We start from the raw sequence: 18802 nt of genomic DNA, 5'->3' as shown, positions 1-18802 counted from the left end.
GCGGCCCCCTAGACTCGTTCGCTGTGGAGACCGAGACGAGCACCTTCTGGGGGCCGGATTTCGCGCAGCTCAGGGCCACTGATCCGGAGATCGCCGGGGTGGTCCTCGGCGAGCTGGACCGGTTGCGCGGCGGCCTGCAGCTCATCGCCAGCGAGAACCTGACCTCACCGGCGGTGCTGGCCGCGCTCGGCTCGACGCTCACCAACAAGTACGCCGAGGGCTACCCCGGCCAGCGTTACTACGGCGGCTGCGCCGAGGTGGACCGGGCCGAGGAGATCGGCATCGCCCGCGCCAAGGAGCTGTTCGGGGTCGAGCACGCCAACCTCCAGCCGCACTCGGGGGCGAGCGCCAACCTGGCCGCGTACGCCGCGTTGGTGCAGCCGGCTGACACGGTGCTGGCGATGGACCTGCCGCACGGCGGGCACCTGACCCACGGCAGCCGGGTCAACTTCTCCGGCAAGTGGTTCCACCCGGTGGGCTACCAGGTCCGGCCGGACACCGAGTTGATCGACTACGACGAGGTACGCGACCTGGCCCGGGCGCACCGGCCCAAGCTGATCATCTGCGGGGCCACCGCGTACCCCCGCCTGATCGACTTCGCGCGGTTCCGGGAGATCGCCGACGAGGTCGGCGCGTACCTCATGGTGGACGCCGCGCACTTCATCGGCCTGGTCGCCGGGCGGGCGATCCCGTCCCCGGTGCCGTACGCCGACGTCGTCTGCGCCACCACCCACAAGGTGCTGCGCGGGCCGCGCGGCGGCATGATCCTCTGCCGCGAGTCGCTGGCCCAGCGCATCGACAAGGCGGTCTTCCCGTTCACGCAGGGCGGCCCGCTGATGCACGCGGTCGCGGCGAAGGCTGTCGCGCTGCGCGAGGCGGCCCAGCCCGAGTTCCAGACGTACGCCGGCCAGGTGGTCCGCAACGCGCAGGCGCTCGCCGCCGGGCTGGCCGACGAGGGGATGCGCCAGGTGTCCGGCGGCACCGACACCCACCTCGCCCTGATCGACCTGCGGGAGCTGGGGGTGACCGGCGCGGAGGCCGAGGCCCGCTGCGACGCCGCCTCGATCACCCTCAACAAGAACGCCATCCCGTACGACCCGCAGCCGCCGCTCGTGGCCTCGGGGATCCGGGTGGGCACGCCGAGCGTCACCACCCAGGGCATGCGCGAGGGCGAGCTGCGGCAGGTGGCCACCCTGATCGCCCGCGCGGTGCGCACCGATCCCGGTGCGCCGGGCGGCGTCGACGAGCTGACCCGGATCGGCGCCGAGGTGGCCGAGCTGGCCGCGGCCTTCCCGGCGTACCCCCGTGGCTGAGCCCGTGGTGGTCGCGCCCGACACCGATCGGCGGTGGCGGCTGCGGCACCTGCCGGTGTTGCTGGCCGCGTCGGTGGGGCTGGCCGTGGTCGCAGCGATCGTGGGTGCGGCGACCGGGGGCACGACCGCCGCGCTCGGCGCGGCGGCCGGCGTGGGCGTCACGGTGTTCAGCTACACCCTGACGACTGTGGTGCTGGCCCGGGCCGACGAGATCAACCCGCAGCTGCTGCTGCCGCTGGGTCTGGGCCTGTACGCGCTGAAGTTCACCCTGTTGGGTGTCGTCCTGGTGGCGGTGGCCTCGACCGGTTGGCCCGGGTTGATTCCTCTCTGCCTCGGCATCGTCGCCGGGGTGGCAGTGTGGACAGCGGTGCACCTCTGGTGGCTGACCAGGGTGCACGCTCGTCGACCGCGGGGCTGACCTGCCGATCGGCCGGTCGTCCCAACCATCGGACGCGCGGGAACCTGTCGGCCTCCGGTCATTCTCCGACGGGCGGAAGGGGAGTAGCGTGCCCACAGACGACGCGAGCCCCGAGATGCCCACACAACGATGGTTGTGCGGGGGGTGAGGCACAGCCTCGTCTTCCCGGCTGATATCGTTCGCCCCGTCATGGCTGATGACCAAACCCCCCGTCCCGCCGGTGAACCGGACGACTATCCGTCCGGCGCCGGTCAGGGTTGGACCGCGCTCAGCTACCTCGTCGGAGGCATGCTCGTGTGGGGTTTCATCGGCTGGCTGGTCGACCAGTGGCTCGACACCGGTGGCGTCGCCACCGGCATCGGCTTCGTGCTCGGCATGGCTGGGGGAGTCATCCTGGTCATCCGCCGACTCGGCACGCCTACTTAGGAAGGGACGCGGTGTTCGGACAGGCGAACGTCCTGGCAGCTGGCCAGGCGGAATTCCCACCCAGTGTGGAGGACTTCTACCTGCCCAGCATCCTGCCCTGGGGTGCACACGACTCGTACTGGGTCACCAAGTTCACCTTGATGATCTGGATCGCGGTCGGCGTGCTGATCATCTTCTTCCTGGCGACCTACCGGAACCCGAAGTTGGTGCCGACCAAGAAGCAGTGGTTCGCCGAGTCGATCTACGGCTTCGTGCGCAACAACATCTCGGTCGACATGATCGGGCACCAGGGCGTGCGATTCGCTCCGTACTTCACGACGCTGTTCTGCTTCGTGCTGGTGACGAACGCGTTCGCGATCATCCCGCTGTTCCAGATCTCGCCGAACTCGCACATCGCCTTCCCGGCGATCCTCGCGGTGATCAGCTACGTGCTGTTCAACTACATCGGCATCCGGCACCACGGCTTCGCCAAATACTTCAAGCACGCCCTGATCCCGCCGGCCCCGTGGTACATCCTGCCGCTGCTGATCCCGATCGAGGCGTTCTCGACCTTCATCATCCGGCCGTTCTCGCTGGCCGTCCGTCTCTTCGCGAACATGTTCGCCGGCCACATGCTCCTGCTGGTCTTCACGCTCGGCGGCTTCGCGATGCTCAACGCCAACGCCTGGCTGGCACCGGTCTCGGTGGTGTCCTGGGTGATGACCGTGGCGCTGACCCTTCTCGAGGCGCTTGTCATCGTCCTGCAGGCCTACGTCTTCACCGTGCTGAGCGCCAGCTACATCCAGGGCGCGCTCGCCGAAGAGCACTGATCCACGCACCAACCGTTGTCGTCCCGCGTGAGAGTCACGCGTGATAACCAGGAGGAACCACTAATGGACGTTCTCGCCGCGGTAAATGGCAGCACCGCCGCCATCGGCTACGGTCTCGCGGCCATCGGCCCGGGCATCGGCGTCGGCCTGGTCTTCGCCGCCTACATCCAGTCGACCGCCCGGCAGCCGGAGTCGTCCCGGATGACCCTGCCGTACGTCTGGATCGGCTTCGCCGTCATCGAGGCGCTCGCGCTGTTCGGCATCGCCTTCGGCTTCATCTGGGCCAAGTAGTACCCGCCCCTCGACCGGGAGGTCACCATGTTCAACCTTGCCGCTGAGGGTGGTGAGTCAGGCCACAACCCGATCATTCCGATCGGGCAGGAGATCGTGGTCGGCACGATCGCCTTCGCCGTGCTCTGCTTCGTGCTGATGAAGTTCGTCTTCCCGCGGATGGAGCAGACGTTCCAGGCTCGGGTCGACGCGATCGAGGGCGGCATCAAGCGCGCCGAGGCCGCCCAGGCCGAGGCGAACCAGCTGCTCGAGCAGTATCGTGCCCAGCTCGCTGAGGCCCGCACCGACGCCGCCAAGATCCGTGACGACGCGCGGGCCGATGCCGAGGGGATCCGGCAGGACATCCTCGCCAAGGCGCGGGAAGAGTCCGACCGGGTCATCCAGGCCGGCAAGGACCAGCTCGCCGCCGAGCGGGCCACCATCGTGCGTGAGCTGCGCGCCGAGGTCGGCACGATCGCGGTGGACCTGGCCAGCAAGATCGTCGGCGAGTCGCTTGCCGACGAGGCGCGGCGCAAGGGCACCGTCGACCGGTTCCTGAGCGGTCTCGAGAGCACGGGGGCCCGCTGATGCAGGCCGCCAGCCGGGAGTCGTACAAGGTCGCGGCCGAGCGCCTCGACGCGTACGTCCGCGGCGCGGAGCCGTCGGCGGTGACGTCCACCGCCGACGCCATCCTCTCCGTGGCGAGCCTGCTGCGGCGCGAGCCGCGGCTGCGCCGGGCCCTGTCCGAGCCGGCTCGTTCCGGCGCGGACCGGGGCGCCCTGCTCGGCGACATGCTGGGTGGGCGGATCGGCGCCGACGCTCTCGACCTGCTCGTCACGCTGGTGTCCGGCCGTTGGTCGGCACCGTCGGAGCTGCTCGACGGCGCCGAGCGCCTCGGCGTGGAGGCGCTGCTCGCCAGCGCCGACTCCGCCGGCGAGCTGGGTGAGGTCGAGGACGAGCTGTTCCGCTTCGGTCAGGTCGTGTCGGGTCAGTCGGCGCTGAGCAACACGCTTGCCGACCCGGTCGCCCCGGTCGAGCAGCGGGCCACCCTGGCCCGCGAGCTGCTCGCCGACAAGGCCCGCCCGGTCACCGTCCGCCTCGTCGAGGTGGCGTTGGGCGGGTTCGGGGGACGCTCCTTCAGTGGGGCGCTCACCCGGCTGGTGGAGCTCGCCGCCGAGCGACGCGACCGGCAGGTGGCGTACGTGACCGTCGCCGCCCCGTTGAGTGACTCCGACGAGCGCCGACTGGGAGCGAGCCTCAGCGCGATATACGGTCGAGAGGTCTCCGTCAAGCAGACGGTCGACCCCCTCGTCCTGGGTGGCGTGAGCGTTCGGGTCGGTTCCGACCTGTACGACGGCACCATCCTGCGCCGCCTCAACGAGACCCGCAACGCGCTCGCGAAGCGCTGAGCGGCTTCGCTGCCTCGTAATGCGGTGGCTCCGCCGCCGCACAGTTGGGGCGGCTCCGCCGCCGCAGCGCCCGGAATGACAGACGCCATTCGGACCGGTCGGTACTAGGTATCCCGGGCCCCTGAATTTTAAGGAAGCAGAGGATGGCCGAGCTGACCATCTCGACGGAGGAGATCCGCGGCGCCCTGGAGCGCTACGTCTCCTCCTACTCGTCCGACGTCTCCCGCGAGGAGGTCGGCACCGTCGCCGACACCGGTGACGGCATCGCCCACGTCGAGGGCCTGCCCTCGACCATGACCAACGAGCTCCTGGAGTTCGAGGACGGCACGCTCGGCGTGGCGTTGAACCTCGACGTCCGGGAGATCGGTGTCGTCGTTCTCGGTGACTCCGCCAAGCTGGAGGAGGGGCAGCGCGTCAAGCGCACCGAGCGGGTTCTCTCCGTTCCGGTCGGCGACGCCTTCCTCGGCCGCGTTGTCGACGCGCTCGGCCAGCCCATCGACGGGCTCGGTGACATCGCCAACGAGGGCTTCCGCGAGCTGGAGCTGCAGGCTCCGAACGTGATGTCCCGCCAGTCGGTGTTCGAGCCGCTGCAGACCGGCATCAAGGCCATCGACGCGATGACCCCGATCGGTCGGGGTCAGCGTCAGCTGATCATCGGCGACCGTAAGACAGGTAAGACCACTGTCGCCCTGGACGCCATCCTCAACCAGCGGGACAACTGGCGCACCGGCGACCCGAAGAAGCAGGTTCGCTGCATCTACGTCGCCATCGGCCAGAAGGCCTCCACCATCGCCTCGATCAAGGGGCAGCTGGAGGAGGCGGGCGCGTTGGAGTACACGACGATCGTGGCCTCGCCGGCGTCCGACCCGGCCGGCTTCAAGTACCTGGCCCCGTACACCGGCTCGTCCATCGGGCAGCACTGGATGTACGGCGGCAAGCACGTCCTGATCGTCTTCGACGACCTGAGCAAGCAGGCCGAGGCGTACCGGGCCGTGTCGCTGCTGCTGCGTCGCCCGCCGGGCCGTGAGGCGTACCCGGGTGACGTCTTCTACCTGCACTCCCGCCTGCTGGAGCGCTGCGCGAAGCTCTCCGACGAGCTGGGTGGCGGCTCGATGACCGGTCTGCCGATCATCGAGACGAAGGCCAACGACATCTCGGCCTTCATCCCGACCAACGTCATCTCGATCACCGACGGCCAGATCTTCCTGGAGACGGACCTGTTCAACCAGGGCGTCCGCCCGGCCATCAACGTCGGCACCTCGGTCTCGCGGGTCGGTGGCGCCGCGCAGGTGAAGCCGATGCGCAAGGTCGCCGGTTCGCTGCGGCTCAACCTGGCCCAGTACCGCGAGCTGGAGGCGTTCGCCGCCTTCGCCTCCGACCTGGACCGGGCCTCCCGGGCCCAGCTCGACCGCGGCGTCCGCCTGGTCGAGCTGCTCAAGCAGCCGAACTACTCGCCGTTCCCGGTCGAGCAGGAGGTCGTCTCGGTCTGGGCCGGCGTCGAGGGCAAGCTTGACGACATCCCGGTGGGTGACGTGCGGCGCTTCGAGGCGGAGTTCCTCCAGTACCTGCGGCACAAGCACGAGGGTGTGCTTGCCGGTATCGCCGACAACCAGTGGGGCGACGACATCGTCGGCTCCCTGGAGGCGGCGATCAGCGAGTTCAAGCAGGTCTTCCTCGGCAAGGCCGACGAGCGCAAGGTCAACGACGCGCCGGCGCAGCCGCTTGAGGGCGACGAGAACCGCGAGACGGTGACCCGCTTCCGCGACGGCACTACCGACCGCCCGGCCGAGAGCTGATCCGATGGCGGCCCAGGTACGCGTTCTTCGTCAACGGATCCGCTCGGCGAAGTCGATGAAGAAGATCACCAAGGCGATGGAGCTCGTGGCGACGAGCCGGATCGCCAAGGCCCAGGCCCGGGTGCAGGCGTCCCTGCCGTACGCCCAGGCCATCACCGGTGTGCTCACGGCGCTGGCGTCCAACGCGCGGATCGACCACCCGCTGCTCACCCCGCGCGAGCGGGTGCGGCGGGCGGGCGTCCTGTTGGTCACCAGCGACCGTGGCCTGGCCGGCGGTTACAGCTCCAACGCGATCAGGATGGCCGAGTCGCTGATCGCCCGCCTGAAGGCGGACGGCAAGGAGCCGGTGCTCTACGTCATCGGGCGTAAGGGTGTCGGGTTCTACCGGTTCCGCGACCGGCCGATCGAGGCGAACTGGACCGGCTTCAGCGAGCAGCCGTCGTTCGAGGACGCCCGCACCGTGGGTGAGACGCTGATCAAGGCGTTCACCGCCGGTGCGGACGACGCCGACGGCGGGGCCGGGGCGGACGGGGTGCTCGGCGTCGACGAGTTGCACATCGTCTACACCGAGTTCCACTCGCTGATGACGCAGAGCCCGGTCACCAAGGTGATCGGTCCGATGCAGGTGGAGGACCGGCCGCGCTCCGAGGGGCTGCTGCCGGCGTACGAGTTCGAGCCGGAGGCGGAGGCGCTGCTCGACGCGCTCCTGCCGAGGTACATCAACACGCGGATCTACGCGGCGTTGATCGAGTCGGCGGCGAGTGAGTCGGCGTCGCGTCGGCGGGCGATGAAGAGCGCCACCGACAACGCCGAAGACATGATCGAGAAGTACACGCGCGAGATGAACTCGGCTCGCCAGGCCGGGATCACCCAGGAGATCAGCGAGATCGTCGGCGGCGCCAACGCGCTGGCCGCGTCGGGAAGTGAAGTGTGATGACTGCACCAGTAGAGACCAAGACGGCCACGGGTCGCGTGGTCCGGGTCATCGGCCCGGTCGTCGACGCCGAGTTCCCGCGCGACGCCATGCCGCCCCTGTTCAACGCCCTCAACGTCAAGGTGAACCTGTCCGGCGGTGAGAAGACGCTGACCCTGGAGGTCGCCCAGCACCTGGGTGACAACCTGGTCCGCGCGATCTCGATGCAGCCGACCGACGGCCTGGTCCGCGGCGCGGAGGTGACCGACCGCGGCGAGCCGATCACCGTTCCGGTGGGCGACGCCGTCAAGGGCCACGTGTTCAACGCGATCGGCGAGGTGCTCAACCTCAAAGAGGGCGAGACCCTGACCCCGGACGACCACTGGGGTATCCACCGCAAGGCCCCGGCCTTCGCGGACCTGGAGCCGAAGACCGAGATGCTGGAGACCGGCATCAAGGTGATCGACCTGCTCGCCCCGTACGTCAAGGGCGGCAAGATCGGCCTGTTCGGCGGCGCGGGTGTAGGCAAGACGGTGCTCATCCAGGAGATGATCACCCGGGTGGCCCGCAACTTCGGTGGTACCTCGGTGTTCGCCGGCGTGGGTGAGCGCACCCGTGAGGGCAACGACCTCATCGCCGAGATGACCGAGTCCGGCGTCATCGACAAGACCGCGCTTGTCTACGGCCAGATGGACGAGCCGCCGGGCACCCGGCTGCGGGTGGCGCTCTCCGCGCTGACCATGGCGGAGTACTTCCGGGACGTGAAGAAGCAGGAGGTGCTGCTCTTCATCGACAACATCTTCCGCTTCACCCAGGCCGGTTCCGAGGTTTCCACGCTGCTCGGCCGCATGCCGAGTGCCGTGGGTTACCAGCCGACCCTGGCGGACGAGATGGGCGAGCTCCAGGAGCGGATCACCTCCGTCCGGGGCCAGGCCATCACCTCCATGCAGGCGATCTACGTGCCGGCGGACGACTACACCGACCCCGCTCCGGCCACCACGTTCGCCCACCTCGACGCGACCACCAACCTGGAGCGGTCGATCTCCGACAAGGGCATCTACCCGGCGGTGGACCCGCTGGCGTCCTCGTCCCGGATCCTCGCCCCGGAGTTCGTCGGCCAGGAGCACTTCCAGGTCGCCACCGAGGTCAAGCGGATCCTGCAGCGCTACCGCGACCTGCAGGACATCATCGCCATCCTCGGTATCGAGGAGCTCTCCGAGGAAGACAAGATCACCGTGCAGCGCGCGCGGCGGATCGAGCGCTTCCTCTCGCAGAACACCTACGCGGCGGAGCAGTTCACCGGCGTGCCGGGCTCGACGGTCCCGATCAAGGAGACCATCGAGGCGTTCCGCAAGATCAGCGAGGGTGAGTACGATCACTTCCCCGAGCAGGCGTTCTTCATGTGCGGCGGGCTCGAGGACCTGGAGCGCAAGGCTGAGGAGCTGATGAAGGGCTGACAGCCCGGAATCCGTACCGCAAAAGACTGCCCCGGCAATGTCGGGGCAGTCTTTTGTTCATCTTCGCGTCTTACCATCGTCGCGGTCCGTTACTCATGGTCGGCGGTGCGCCGGCACGCGAGATACGGTCGGGTCCGCGCGTTCACCGTGAACGAGCGCTGACTTCTGCAACCTTTCGACGACGTGCGCCCGTCTCATCTTCGTGGGCGTGACGAACGGAGATGAGCGTGGGTAAGGCCGGCAAGCGTGGCCGCAAGTCGTCCATCTGGCGAGGCGTGCCGCGCTGGGCCAAGGTGTGCACCGTGTTCGGCCTGGTGCTGACAGTGCTCAGTGGCGGGGTGCTCGTCGGCACCGAGGTGCTGATGGCCCGTTACGAGGGCGCCGTCGGCAAGGCCGACCTCTTCGGTGACCAGGCGGCGGGCGCCAAGGAGAAGAAGAGCGAGATCAAGGGCCCGCTCAACCTCCTGCTGGTGGGCATCGACCCGCGTACGCCGACGGCGGCGCCGCTTGCCGACTCGATCATGGTGCTGCACGTGCCGGCCTCGATGGACCGGGCCTACCTGTTCTCGGTGCCACGGGACCTCTACGTGCAGATCCCGGCGTTCAAGAAGGCCAACTTCTCCGGCGAGAAGACCAAGATCAACGCTGCGATGTCGTTCGGCAGCCAGGTGCCCGGCAAGAACCCCGACGCGGCGCGAGGGTTCGAGCTGCTGGCCACCACGGTGCAGAACGTGACGGGCATCAAGCGGTTCGACGGTGGCGCGATCATCAACTTCACAGGCTTCCAGAAGATCGTCGACGCGATGGGCGGCGTCGACATGTACGTCGAGCGGGAGGTGCGGTCCGAGCACAAGCAGCCGGACGGCACCGCGCGGCCGGGCAAGACGTACGGAGAGGGTTACGTCGGGCCGCAGGCGGTCTACACGAAGGGCACCCACCACCTCAAGGGGTGGCAGGCCCTGGACTACGTCCGGCAGCGGTACCCGAAGAACGGCGTTCCGGACTCGGACTACGGTCGGCAGCGTCACCAGCAGCAGTTCGTCAAGGCGATGGTCGGGCAGGCGTTCAGCGCCGACGTGGTCGCCAACCCGATCAAGCTGGACAAGGTGCTGCGCGCCGCCGGCCAGTCGCTGATCTTCAACGGTCGGGGCAACAGCGTCGTCGACTTCGGGCTCGCCCTGAAGAACATCCGCCCCAACACCATCCAGATGATCAAGCTCCCCGGTGGTGGGGTCTTCGACGGCAAGACCTACAAGGGTGAGCAGTTCCAGGCGGGTGTCCCGGACTTCTTCACCGCCCTGCACAATGAACAACTGGACCCGTTCCTGCTGGAGCACCCCGAATTCCAGAACAAGACCAAGTAGCCGTGGCGTAGCTCTCCCCACCCGCCTTGGGGTCGGCGCGGCGTCCCGACTAGACTTTCGGCAATCCGTCGCCGCAGCAAGGAGACAGCGTGGCACAGCAGCTTCACGTCGAGCTCGTCGCCGTCGAGGAGAAGGTCTGGTCCGGTGAGGCCGAGATGGTCGTCGCCCGGACCACCGAGGGTGAGCTCGGTGTCCTGCCGGGGCACGCGCCGCTGCTCGGCCAGCTCGCCGAGCCCGGCGAGGTCCGCATCAAGCTGGCCGGCGGCGAGCAGGTCTCGTACGAGGTGGCCGGCGGCTTCCTCTCGGTGAGCGCCGAGGGCGTCACCGTGCTGGCCGAGAGCGCAACCCCGGTTTCCGCGCAGAGCCGCTGAGTCACACCGGGGATGGAGATCGTCGAAGGGATCGGGATCGGCGTCGCCGTCATCCTCGTCGCGCTTCTCGTGCTCTTCGTCCGGCGGGCCGTCGTCACCCGCAGCGGTGGCATCATCCGGCTCAGCGTCCGGGTCACCACCGTGCTCGACGGGCGTGGCTGGTCACCCGGCTTCGGCCGGTTCGCCGCTGACGAGCTGCGCTGGTATCGAATGTTCAGCTTCGCGCTCCGCCCCAAGCGGGTTCTCTCCCGCAAGGACCTCGCGGTCGAGCGCCGGCGGTTGCCCGAAGGCCAGGAACGGCTCTCCATGCCCGCCGACTGGGTGATCCTCCGCTGTACGAGTCACCACGCACCGGTGGAGATCGCCATGGCGCGATCGACCGTGACCGGTTTCCTCTCCTGGCTCGAGGCCGCCCCTCCGGGGGCGGTCTCGCCGCGTATGGCCTCCCAGGACTGGCCGGCTGCCTGAGCGGTGCCGGCGGGTCGTGGCTTGATCGACTCGGTCTTCTTGAACTCGGGGTGTCCTGCTGGCGGGGATGCCCCGTTTTCCATGAACCCGAGTCGATCAAGCTCTAGCTACGCGTGGTGGTCGCGAGATCGGGAACCCCACACCCGCACGGCGTCACGGTCAGCGCCTGCCGCCCGGCACCCATAGCACATCGCCCGCCGGATTTGCCGTTCTTGACAGGATAAAGAGCAGATCGGAGAGCCGGTTGAGATACTTTGCCGGGAGCGGGCTGGTCCGGTCCGGATCGTGGCCGACCAGCGCCCACGCCGCCCGTTCCGCACGCCGGGCGGTGGTCCGCGCCACGTGCAGCAGCGCCGCGCCCGCGGTGCCGCCGGGGAGGATGAAGGAGTCGAGCTTGCTCAGGCGTGCGTTGTACTCGTCGCACCAGCCCTCCAGGCGCTCGACGTACTCCTCGGTCACCCGCAGCGGCGGGTACTTCGGCTCCGGCTCGACAGGGGTCGACAGGTCGGCGCCGACGTCGAACAGGTCGTTCTGGATCGACCCGAGCACGCCCCGTAGTTCCTCGTCGAGCTGGCCCAGGGCGAGCGCGACGCCGATCGCCGCGTTGCACTCGTCGACATCCGCGTACGCGGCGATCCGTGGATCGGTCTTCGGGACCTGCTCGTTGTTGCTCAGCCTGGTCATGCCGGCGTCGCCGGCCTTGGTGTAGATGCGCGTGAGGTGGACGGCCATGACGCACAGCCTACGGATACCGGACCTGACGATCCCCGCACGGCCGGACGCCACGGCCGGCTGGCCCGCAGCTGTGGGCCCCGGCGACGCCGGTGACCCGGCGGTCAACGACGTCGACGTCATCCGGGTCTGCGGCGCAGCCCGGCTGGCGGGCACCGTGCACGTCGTCGGTGCCAAGAATTCGGCGCTGAAGTTGATGGCCGCCGCGCTGCTCGCCCCGGGTCGCAGCGTGATCACCAATGTTCCGCGGATCACCGACATCGCGATCATGGGGGAGGTGCTGCGACGGCTGGGCTGCGACGTCCGGTTCGACGCGGACGACCCCGTCGACCCGATGGTGGCCCGGGGCGGAGTCGCCCGGTCCCGCTCGGTGACCATCGACGTACCCGAGCAGCCGGGAGCTGAGGCCGACTACGACCTCGTGCGGCGGCTGCGCGCGTCGATCTGCGTGCTGGGCCCCCTGCTGGCCCGCCGGGGGTACGTCCGGGTGGCTCACCCCGGCGGCGACGCGATCGGGTCTCGCGGGCTGGACATGCACGTCTCCGGGCTGACCCGGATGGGCGCGGAGATCTCCGGCGAGCACGGTTTCGTCATCGCCGAGGCCCCACACGGGCTGCGCGGCGCGGACATCGTGTTGGATTTCCCCAGCGTGGGCGCCACCGAGAACCTGGTGATGGCCGCGGTCCTGGCCCAGGGCTCCACGATGATCGACAATGCGGCCCGGGAGCCGGAGATCGTCGACATCTGCACGATGCTCAACCAGATGGGCGCGCGGATCTCCGGCGCCGGCACGTCCACCCTGCGGATCACCGGCGTCGCCGGTCTGCGGCCGGTGCGTCACGCCACCGTGGGCGACCGGATCGTCGCCGGCACCTGGGCGTTCGGCGCCGCGATGACGCGCGGCGACGTGACGGTGACGGGGCTGGACCCGGCCTACCTGGAGGTCGCCCTGGACAAGGTCGTCGCGGCCGGCGGCCTGGTCGAGACCCGGGGAGACGGCTTCCGGGTACGCATGGACGACCGGCCCCGGGCGGTGGACGTGGTGACGCTGCCGTACCCCGGGTTCGCCACCGACCTGCTGCCCATGGCGATCGGGCTCGCGGCGGTCAGCGACGGCGCCTCCCTGATCACGGAGAACATCTTCGACGGCCGGTTCATGTTCGCCAACGAGATGATGCGGCTCGGCGCGGACATCAAGACCGACGGGCACCACGCGGTGGTCCGGGGGCGGGGGCGACTGTCCGGCGCTCCGGTGCGGGCCACCGACATCCGCGCCGGAGCCGGGTTGATCATCGCCGCGCTCTGCGCGGACGGGCCCACCGAGGTCTCGCACGTGCACCACGTCGACCGGGGGTACCCGGACTTCGTGGCCGACCTGCGCGCGCTCGGCGTGGCGGTCGAGCGGGGCACTGCCCCCGAGGAACCGTCGCTGGAGATCTGACGCCCGGCTGCGGCTCTCGCGTCCTCAGGTGGCCTGGAGCGAGGCACGCACGTGTCGACGTGCGTCGTGGATGCGTGACTTCAGGGTGCCGACCGGAATGGCGAGGTGGTCGGCGATCTGGTCGTAGGTCAACTGGCACAGGTCACGCAGCACCAGCGGGGCGACCAGTTCGGGTCGGTGCGCCTCCAGCCGCTCCAGCGCGTCCAGCAGGTCGAGTCGGGAACCCGCGATCACGCTCGTGGTGCGGGGGTCGGCGGCGTCGAGTGGCAGCACCGGAGTGGATTGCTCGTCGGCACGACGCTTGAGGCTTCGATACGTCTGCCGGGCGCAGTTGGCCGTGACGATGTGCAGCCAGGTGGAGAACTTCGAGCGGCCGGCGAAGCTGTCGATCTTGCGGGCGACCTGTAGGAGGGCGTCCTGACACGCCTCCTCGGCGTCCTGCCGACAGGGGAGGAGGCGCAGGCACTGCCGCAGAACCTGCGGGCCGATCCTGATCAGCAACGCGTCCAGCGCGGCGGCGTCGCCCCTGGCGGCACGACCGGCGAGCGCCTCGATATCAAGATCATCTGACATGCTCAGGCCCCGTTCCTCAGCGTCTTGTCGGCCATACTACGGGCGTGTCAGTTCCCGACAAGATCGGCCGTTACCGCGTTGTACGGCGTATCGGTTCTGGAGCGTTCGCCACTGTGTGGCTCGGCGCCGACGACGCTCTGGACGCTTCTGTCGCGATCAAGGTGCTGGCGGACAACTGGTCGTACCACGCTGATCTGCGGGAGCGGTTCGAGCAGGAGGCGCGCATCATGCGGCGGACGGATTCCAGTCTGCTGGTGCGTGTGCTCGACGTCGGTGAGCTGCCGGACGGGCGGCCGTACCTGGTGATGCCGTACGCGGCCGGCGGCACCCTCGCGGATCGACTCGTCGCGGGGCCGATGCCGGTACGGGAGGCGCTGCTCGTCGCGGCCGACATCGCCAGCGCCGTCACGGTGCTGCACGAGGCCGGCGTGCTGCACCGGGATCTCAAGCCGTCCAACGTGTTGTTCCAGCCGGCCGCCGACCGGGATCGGGTGCTCGTCGCCGACCTTGGCCTGGCCAAGGCGCTCGCCAACGCGTCAGGTTTCACGATCGCGGCCGGCACACCCGGCTACATGCCACCCGAGCAGGCGACCGCAGGTGGTGGTCTGGACATCCGCGCGGACGTGTACGCGATAGGCGCGACTACCTACCACATGCTGACCGGCCGCCCGCCCGAGCCGACATGGTCAAGTGGCAGCCGTACGGGCAGGTCCGGCCGCTCCCTGCCCCGCCCGTCCCAGCTTCGGCCCGGAGTTCCCTCCGAAGTGGACGACGTGGTGCGGCGGGCGCTGCATCCGGACCCGCGGCAACGCTGGGCCTCTGCCGCGGTGTTGCTCGAGGAACTGCACCGGGTCATCGCGTCGATGGAGCGGAACGCGGGCCGTGGCCGGTTCGTACGGCAGCTGGGGCGGGTCGTCGGCGTCGGGGTCGCACTGACCGCTGTGCTGGCGACGACGGGTTCCGGTTCCACGCTGCCGGAACGGTCGGGGTGGGTTCGCGTACACGATGCCTCTGGTGCTCTTTCGGTAGCGGTGCCGGCGAGCTGGGCGGGCCAGGTGAAGGACGCCGGCTGGGATCCTTCGGTGCTGCGACTCTCCGCTGGCCCGGCGCCGGGTCTCGTGGTCGCCCCGGATCTCGCCGTCTGGCCGGATCCGGCGAGTGGGATGCCCGGCGTCTTCGTCGGCGCGAGCAGGACCCTGCTCGCCGGCGGCCCGGCGCCCGCGTTGCCCAGCCACACCTCGTGCGTCCAGCAGCCCGACCGGACCGTGGACGTGGGCGGTAACCGGGCGCTGGTACGACGGTGGACATCGTGTGCCGCCTCGGTCTCGTTCAGCGAGGTGGTGTTCGCCGTTCCGCAGCGCGGCTTCGGCGTCTACGTGCAGATCAAGCAGGTCGGCGACGCGGACCTGACCGACGAGATCCTGACCGGCCTGCGGATCTCCAGCTCACTGGCACCGCAGGCCGGCCGTCTCGGGTCTGCCTACTCGTAGCAGTCCTGGTTCCTGAACTGCAGGGCCAGCCCGGTGACCTTGCCGTTCCTCGTCGCGATGCGGTAGGAGGCCTTGTCGTTACCGGGGACCGTCACGTAACCGCGAGCGTTTGTCGCCTCCGCGCCCTCGGCGGCCCGGTAAGCCGGGTAGATCCGAAGCATCTCGGCGCTCGACATGCCGATGCGCAGACCCTCGGGCGTCTTGATGCCGGGCCACACGCTGATGGCGGCGACTCCCAGGGTCGGCGAGAGGGTGACGTTCCCCTCTTCGGCCGGGGCGGCACGCAGGAATGACACACCGCAGCGGCCCGTGGTGTCGAACGGGCGCACCATTCCTGTCGCGGTGGCCTGCTGACGGGTCATCCCGAGCTTCAACGAGCCGATGCCCCTCGGGCCCAGGACGAGCGGAGCGGTGGTGGTGGCGCTGCTCGACGGCCGCGCGGACGGCGAAGACGACGCGGACGGCGAGGAGGACGCGGACGGCGTGGACGCCGTGGGTGTCCCGGTGGTGGCCGCGCTGATCACGGGGTCTGCTGAGCCGGCCGGCGCGGCGTCGCCGCTCTTGTGCACGGGTGACGAGCACGCGGCGACGAGCAGAAGGCAGGTGAGGGTTCCGACCAAGGGCGTTGCACGCATCATGAACTCCTGGCAAATTCCGCTGGGCTGTTGTCGTAGGGTTCGATGCACCCACACCGGCGTTTGTTCGCCGAGCGGAGTCGTGAATCCGTCACCGGTCCCTACCCCGCTCAGGCTCACCGGAAGCGCCCGACATCGTCAGGCGTGGAGCGCTTAGTCATCGTTCAGGCTCGCCGACTAGGGTGCAGGCAGGCACTCAATCGCAGCGAGGGAGAAGCAGATGGCGGGTCGACTCGCGGTCGTCGGGGCCGGGCTCATGGGCTCCGGCATCGCCCAGGTGGCGGCGCAGGCGGGCTGGCAGGTGACACTGCGCGACCTGGACGACGCGGCCACCACCCGAGGGCTCGGCGGCATCCGGAAGTCGCTGGAGAAGTTCGCCGAGAAGGGCAAGATCGAGGCGTCCGACGTCGAGGCGACCCTCGCGCGGATCACCCCGACCACCGACCTGGAGGCGGCCGCGGACGCGGACATCGTGGTCGAGGCGGTCTTCGAGCGGCTGGAGATCAAGCACGAGGTGTTCCGCGCCCTGGACAAGATCTGCAAGTCCGACGCGGTCCTCGCCACCAACACGTCGGCGATTCCGGTCACCCAGATCGCCGCGGTGACCGAGCGGCCCGAGGCCGTCGTCGGCACCCACTTCTTCTCGCCGGTGCCGATGATGCAGCTCTGCGAGCTGGTGCGCGGCTACAAGACCAGTGACGCCACGCTGGCCACCGTGCGGGCCTTCGCCGAGGAGATCGGCAAGACGGTCGTGGTGGTCAACAGGGACATCGCCGGCTTCGTCACCACCCGGCTGATCTCCGCCCTGGTGGTGGAGGCGGTCAAGCTTGTCGAGTCGGGCGTGGTGTCGGCGGAGGACCTGGACACCGCCTGCCGCCTGGGCTTCGGGCACGCCATGGGCCCGCTGGCCACCACCGACCTGACAGGCGTGGATGTGCTTCTGCACGCCTCGCAGAACATCTACACCGACACTGCTGACGAGAAGTTCTTCCCGCCGGAGCTGCTCCAGCGCATGGTCACCGCCGGCGACCTGGGCCGCAAGACCGGCAAGGGCTTCTACACGTACTGAGTCGCGACGGCCGGGGCGGCTGCCCGCCCCGGCCGACCGCTCAGCCGTCGCGCTTGGTGGTCCAGCGGAACGTGGTCAGGCAGAGCACCACGCCGATCACGCACCACAGGGCGAGCACCAGCGCGACACGGCCCAGCTCGAACGACCCGCCCGGCTCCTGGGCGCCGAAGCTCTCCGGCAGGAAGACCGCGCGCAGCCCCTGACACATCCACTTGAGCGGGAACAGCGCCGCCACCTGCTGCATCCAGGTGGGCAGGTCGGTGAAGACGAAGAACACCCCGGAGATGAACTGCAGCACCAGGGCGACCGGGGTGACCACCGCCGAGCCGCTGCGGGCGGTGCGGGCCAGCGACGAGATGGCGATGCCGCACAGGGTGCACGCGGTCACCCCGAGCACGGACACCCAACCGAAGGTGAACCACTTGCCGGCGGTGCCGGGCAGGTCGAGGTCGAAAAGTGCCACCGCGACGGCCAGCAGCAGCGCGGTCTCGGCGATGCCGATCGCCACCACCATGATCACCTTGCCGGCGAACCAGACCCACTTCGGCATGGGCGTGCCCCGGTAGCGCTTGAGCACGCCCCGGTCCCGCTCGATCGGGATCCAGATGCCCAGGTTCTGGAAGCTCACAGTCATCAGGCCGGTCGCGATCATGCCGGTGATGAAGTACTGCGTGAACTTGACCCCGCCGCCGATCGTCCCGTGGAAGATCGACGCGAAGATCAGGATCATGATGATGGGGAAGCCCATCGTGAAGACCACGGACTCCCGGCTGCGCAGGAACTGGGTGATCTCCAGCCGGCCCTGGCGCAGGGCCAGGGCGCCGGCGCCCGGCCGCCGGCCGTGGCTCGCGGCGACAGGCGTCGCCGGCTTCGTCGTGGTCGTCATCGCGCGTGTCCGATCATGGTGAGGTAGACGTCCTCCAGGGTCGGCCGGGTCACCGTGAGGCCGGGGACCTCGCCGCCGTGACGCGCGGCCAGGTCGGCCACGAAGGCCGTCGGCGTCGCGCTCTGCTCGCTCTGCAAGTTGCCTTCCGGGGTACGCCAGGAGACCGTCGCGAGGGCCTCCTGCCGATTGCCCAGCAGGTTCGGGGCAGCGACCTCGACCAGCCGGCCACCGGCGATCACGCCGACCCGGTCGGCGAGGGCCTCGGCCTCGTCCAGGTAGTGGGTGGTGAGCACGATTGTGGTGCCGGCCGCGGCGAGGTCGCGGATCAGCTCCCAGAACTCGCGGCGGGCCTCCGGGTCGAAGCCTGTGGTCGGCTCGTCGAGGAAGAGCAGCTCGGGGCGGCCGATGATGCCCAGCGCCACGTCGAGACGGCGCTTCTGCCCACCGGAGAGGGTGTGCGTGCGCGCCTTCGCCTTGCCGGTCAGCCCGACCCGCTCGATCACCTTGTCCGGGTCGTCGGCGTCGGGGTAGAAGCCGGAGAAGTGCCGGACCACCTCGGCCACGGTCAGCTCGTCGAACTCGCCCGTGCCCTGGAGCACGATGCCGACGCGCGAGCGCCAGTCCGGGGCGGGGTGTGCCGGGTCCGCGCCCAGCACGGAGACCTCACCCGCGTCGCGACGCCGGTAGCCCTCCAGGATTTCCACGGTGGTGGTCTTGCCGGCGCCGTTCGGGCCGAGCAACGCGAACACCTCGCCCCGGCGGACGTCGAGGTCCACGCCCGCCACCGCCACGTTGTCGCCGTACGCCTTGCGCAGCCCTCGGACGGAGATGGCCAGCTCGTCTTCCATGAGGTCAAGTGTGCGTCCTGGTCGGGCCTGCCCGCTGCCCGGGGTGTGGCGGTCAGCGCCACTGCGCGTATTTGACACCCAGGCGTCCGCGACATGGACGTGTGTGGTTTTCCA

21 protein-coding genes are annotated in these 18802 nt (G+C 69.4%); 16 read left to right on the top strand and 5 right to left on the bottom strand.

Going from position 1 to position 18802, the window contains the following annotated elements; all coding sequences use genetic code 11:
• The first annotated feature begins 23 nt into the window (after nucleotides 1-23).
• The 13 genes from glyA (at nucleotide 24) to OOJ91_RS15675 (ending at nucleotide 11014) form a co-directional block, all read left to right on the top strand.
• Nucleotides 24-1313: a serine hydroxymethyltransferase gene (glyA, locus tag OOJ91_RS15735; protein ID WP_266245736.1), complete on the top strand. Its 1290-nt coding sequence runs from the start codon at nucleotides 24-26 to the stop codon at nucleotides 1311-1313.
• The gene (locus tag OOJ91_RS15730) at nucleotides 1306-1731 is read left to right on the top strand and encodes a hypothetical protein (protein WP_266245734.1); all 426 of its coding nucleotides are present in this window, start codon (nucleotides 1306-1308) and stop codon (nucleotides 1729-1731) included. Before glyA ends, OOJ91_RS15730 begins: the two co-directional genes overlap by 8 nt.
• 189 nt (nucleotides 1732-1920) lie before the next feature.
• Nucleotides 1921-2157, top strand: coding sequence for an AtpZ/AtpI family protein (locus OOJ91_RS15725; RefSeq protein WP_266245732.1), 237 nt, complete (start codon nucleotides 1921-1923; stop codon nucleotides 2155-2157).
• A gap of 11 nt (nucleotides 2158-2168) precedes the next feature.
• Nucleotides 2169-2966, top strand: a complete 798-nt coding sequence (gene atpB, locus OOJ91_RS15720; RefSeq protein WP_266245730.1) for a F0F1 ATP synthase subunit A — start codon at nucleotides 2169-2171, stop codon at nucleotides 2964-2966.
• A 63-nt stretch (nucleotides 2967-3029) separates the two neighbouring features.
• The gene (locus tag OOJ91_RS15715) at nucleotides 3030-3257 is read left to right on the top strand and encodes an ATP synthase F0 subunit C (RefSeq protein WP_007464523.1); all 228 of its coding nucleotides are present in this window, start codon (nucleotides 3030-3032) and stop codon (nucleotides 3255-3257) included.
• Nucleotides 3258-3284: 27 nt separating this feature from the next.
• Nucleotides 3285-3824: a F0F1 ATP synthase subunit B gene (locus tag OOJ91_RS15710; protein WP_266245728.1), complete on the top strand. Its 540-nt coding sequence runs from the start codon at nucleotides 3285-3287 to the stop codon at nucleotides 3822-3824.
• The gene (locus OOJ91_RS15705; protein WP_266245727.1) at nucleotides 3824-4645 is read left to right on the top strand and encodes a F0F1 ATP synthase subunit delta; all 822 of its coding nucleotides are present in this window, start codon (nucleotides 3824-3826) and stop codon (nucleotides 4643-4645) included. Before OOJ91_RS15710 ends, OOJ91_RS15705 begins: the two co-directional genes overlap by 1 nt.
• A gap of 143 nt (nucleotides 4646-4788) precedes the next feature.
• Nucleotides 4789-6441: a F0F1 ATP synthase subunit alpha gene (gene atpA / locus OOJ91_RS15700; RefSeq protein WP_266245726.1), complete on the top strand. Its 1653-nt coding sequence runs from the start codon at nucleotides 4789-4791 to the stop codon at nucleotides 6439-6441.
• A gap of 4 nt (nucleotides 6442-6445) precedes the next feature.
• Nucleotides 6446-7375: a F0F1 ATP synthase subunit gamma gene (locus OOJ91_RS15695; RefSeq protein ID WP_266245724.1), complete on the top strand. Its 930-nt coding sequence runs from the start codon at nucleotides 6446-6448 to the stop codon at nucleotides 7373-7375.
• Nucleotides 7375-8811: a F0F1 ATP synthase subunit beta gene (atpD, locus tag OOJ91_RS15690; RefSeq protein WP_266245722.1), complete on the top strand. Its 1437-nt coding sequence runs from the start codon at nucleotides 7375-7377 to the stop codon at nucleotides 8809-8811. The genes OOJ91_RS15695 and atpD overlap by 1 nt, the downstream gene beginning before the upstream one ends.
• A 221-nt stretch (nucleotides 8812-9032) precedes the next feature.
• Nucleotides 9033-10175: an LCP family protein gene (locus OOJ91_RS15685; RefSeq protein WP_266245721.1), complete on the top strand. Its 1143-nt coding sequence runs from the start codon at nucleotides 9033-9035 to the stop codon at nucleotides 10173-10175.
• 89 nt (nucleotides 10176-10264) lie between these two features.
• Nucleotides 10265-10546 carry a F0F1 ATP synthase subunit epsilon gene (locus OOJ91_RS15680; RefSeq protein ID WP_007464510.1) on the top strand — a complete coding sequence of 94 codons (282 nt, stop codon included), beginning with the start codon at nucleotides 10265-10267 and terminating at the stop codon, nucleotides 10544-10546.
• Nucleotides 10547-10558: 12 nt separating this feature from the next.
• On the top strand, nucleotides 10559-11014 hold the full coding sequence (locus OOJ91_RS15675; RefSeq protein ID WP_266245719.1) for a DUF2550 domain-containing protein: 456 nt from the start codon (nucleotides 10559-10561) through the stop codon (nucleotides 11012-11014).
• Nucleotides 11015-11173: 159 nt separating this feature from the next.
• On the opposite strand, the gene OOJ91_RS15670 is transcribed toward OOJ91_RS15675, so the two are convergent.
• On the bottom strand, nucleotides 11174-11746 hold the full coding sequence (locus tag OOJ91_RS15670) for a cob(I)yrinic acid a,c-diamide adenosyltransferase (protein ID WP_266245718.1): 573 nt from the start codon (nucleotides 11744-11746) through the stop codon (nucleotides 11174-11176).
• On the opposite strand from OOJ91_RS15670, the gene murA reads away from it, so the two are divergent.
• Nucleotides 11745-13187 (top strand): UDP-N-acetylglucosamine 1-carboxyvinyltransferase, encoded by a 1443-nt coding sequence (gene murA, locus OOJ91_RS15665; RefSeq protein WP_266245716.1) that lies wholly within the window; start codon nucleotides 11745-11747, stop codon nucleotides 13185-13187. The two genes, OOJ91_RS15670 and murA, sit on opposite strands and share 2 nt — an antisense overlap.
• Nucleotides 13188-13211: 24 nt before the next feature.
• Here the strand turns inward: murA and OOJ91_RS15660 are convergent, their stop codons facing one another.
• Entirely contained in the window at nucleotides 13212-13760 is a 549-nt protein-coding gene (locus OOJ91_RS15660) for an RNA polymerase sigma factor (RefSeq protein WP_266245713.1), read from the bottom strand.
• 44 nt (nucleotides 13761-13804) lie between these two features.
• On the opposite strand from OOJ91_RS15660, the gene OOJ91_RS15655 reads away from it, so the two are divergent.
• A complete protein-coding gene (locus OOJ91_RS15655; RefSeq protein WP_266245711.1) occupies nucleotides 13805-15250 on the top strand; it encodes a serine/threonine-protein kinase in 1446 nt (481 codons plus the stop codon).
• Here the strand turns inward: OOJ91_RS15655 and OOJ91_RS15650 are convergent.
• Nucleotides 15241-15885: a hypothetical protein gene (locus tag OOJ91_RS15650; RefSeq protein WP_266245709.1), complete on the bottom strand. Its 645-nt coding sequence runs from the start codon at nucleotides 15883-15885 to the stop codon at nucleotides 15241-15243. The two genes, OOJ91_RS15655 and OOJ91_RS15650, sit on opposite strands and share 10 nt — an antisense overlap.
• 220 nt (nucleotides 15886-16105) lie before the next feature.
• Between OOJ91_RS15650 and OOJ91_RS15645 the strand changes: the two genes are divergently transcribed.
• Entirely contained in the window at nucleotides 16106-16954 is an 849-nt protein-coding gene (locus OOJ91_RS15645; RefSeq protein ID WP_266245708.1) for a 3-hydroxyacyl-CoA dehydrogenase family protein, read from the top strand.
• 40 nt (nucleotides 16955-16994) lie between these two features.
• Here the strand turns inward: OOJ91_RS15645 and OOJ91_RS15640 are convergent, their stop codons facing one another.
• Nucleotides 16995-17840 carry an ABC transporter permease gene (locus OOJ91_RS15640; protein ID WP_266245706.1) on the bottom strand — a complete coding sequence of 282 codons (846 nt, stop codon included), beginning with the start codon at nucleotides 17838-17840 and terminating at the stop codon, nucleotides 16995-16997.
• Entirely contained in the window at nucleotides 17837-18688 is an 852-nt protein-coding gene (locus tag OOJ91_RS15635; RefSeq protein ID WP_266245704.1) for an ABC transporter ATP-binding protein, read from the bottom strand. The genes OOJ91_RS15640 and OOJ91_RS15635 overlap by 4 nt, the downstream gene beginning before the upstream one ends.
• Between the last annotated feature and the right edge of the window lie 114 nt (nucleotides 18689-18802).

The organism is Micromonospora lupini (assembly GCF_026342015.1).
Classification (GTDB): domain Bacteria; phylum Actinomycetota; class Actinomycetes; order Mycobacteriales; family Micromonosporaceae; genus Micromonospora; species Micromonospora lupini_B.
The sequence above is the reverse complement of the archived record's forward strand: the minus strand, read 5'-3'. Positions and strand labels throughout refer to the sequence as shown.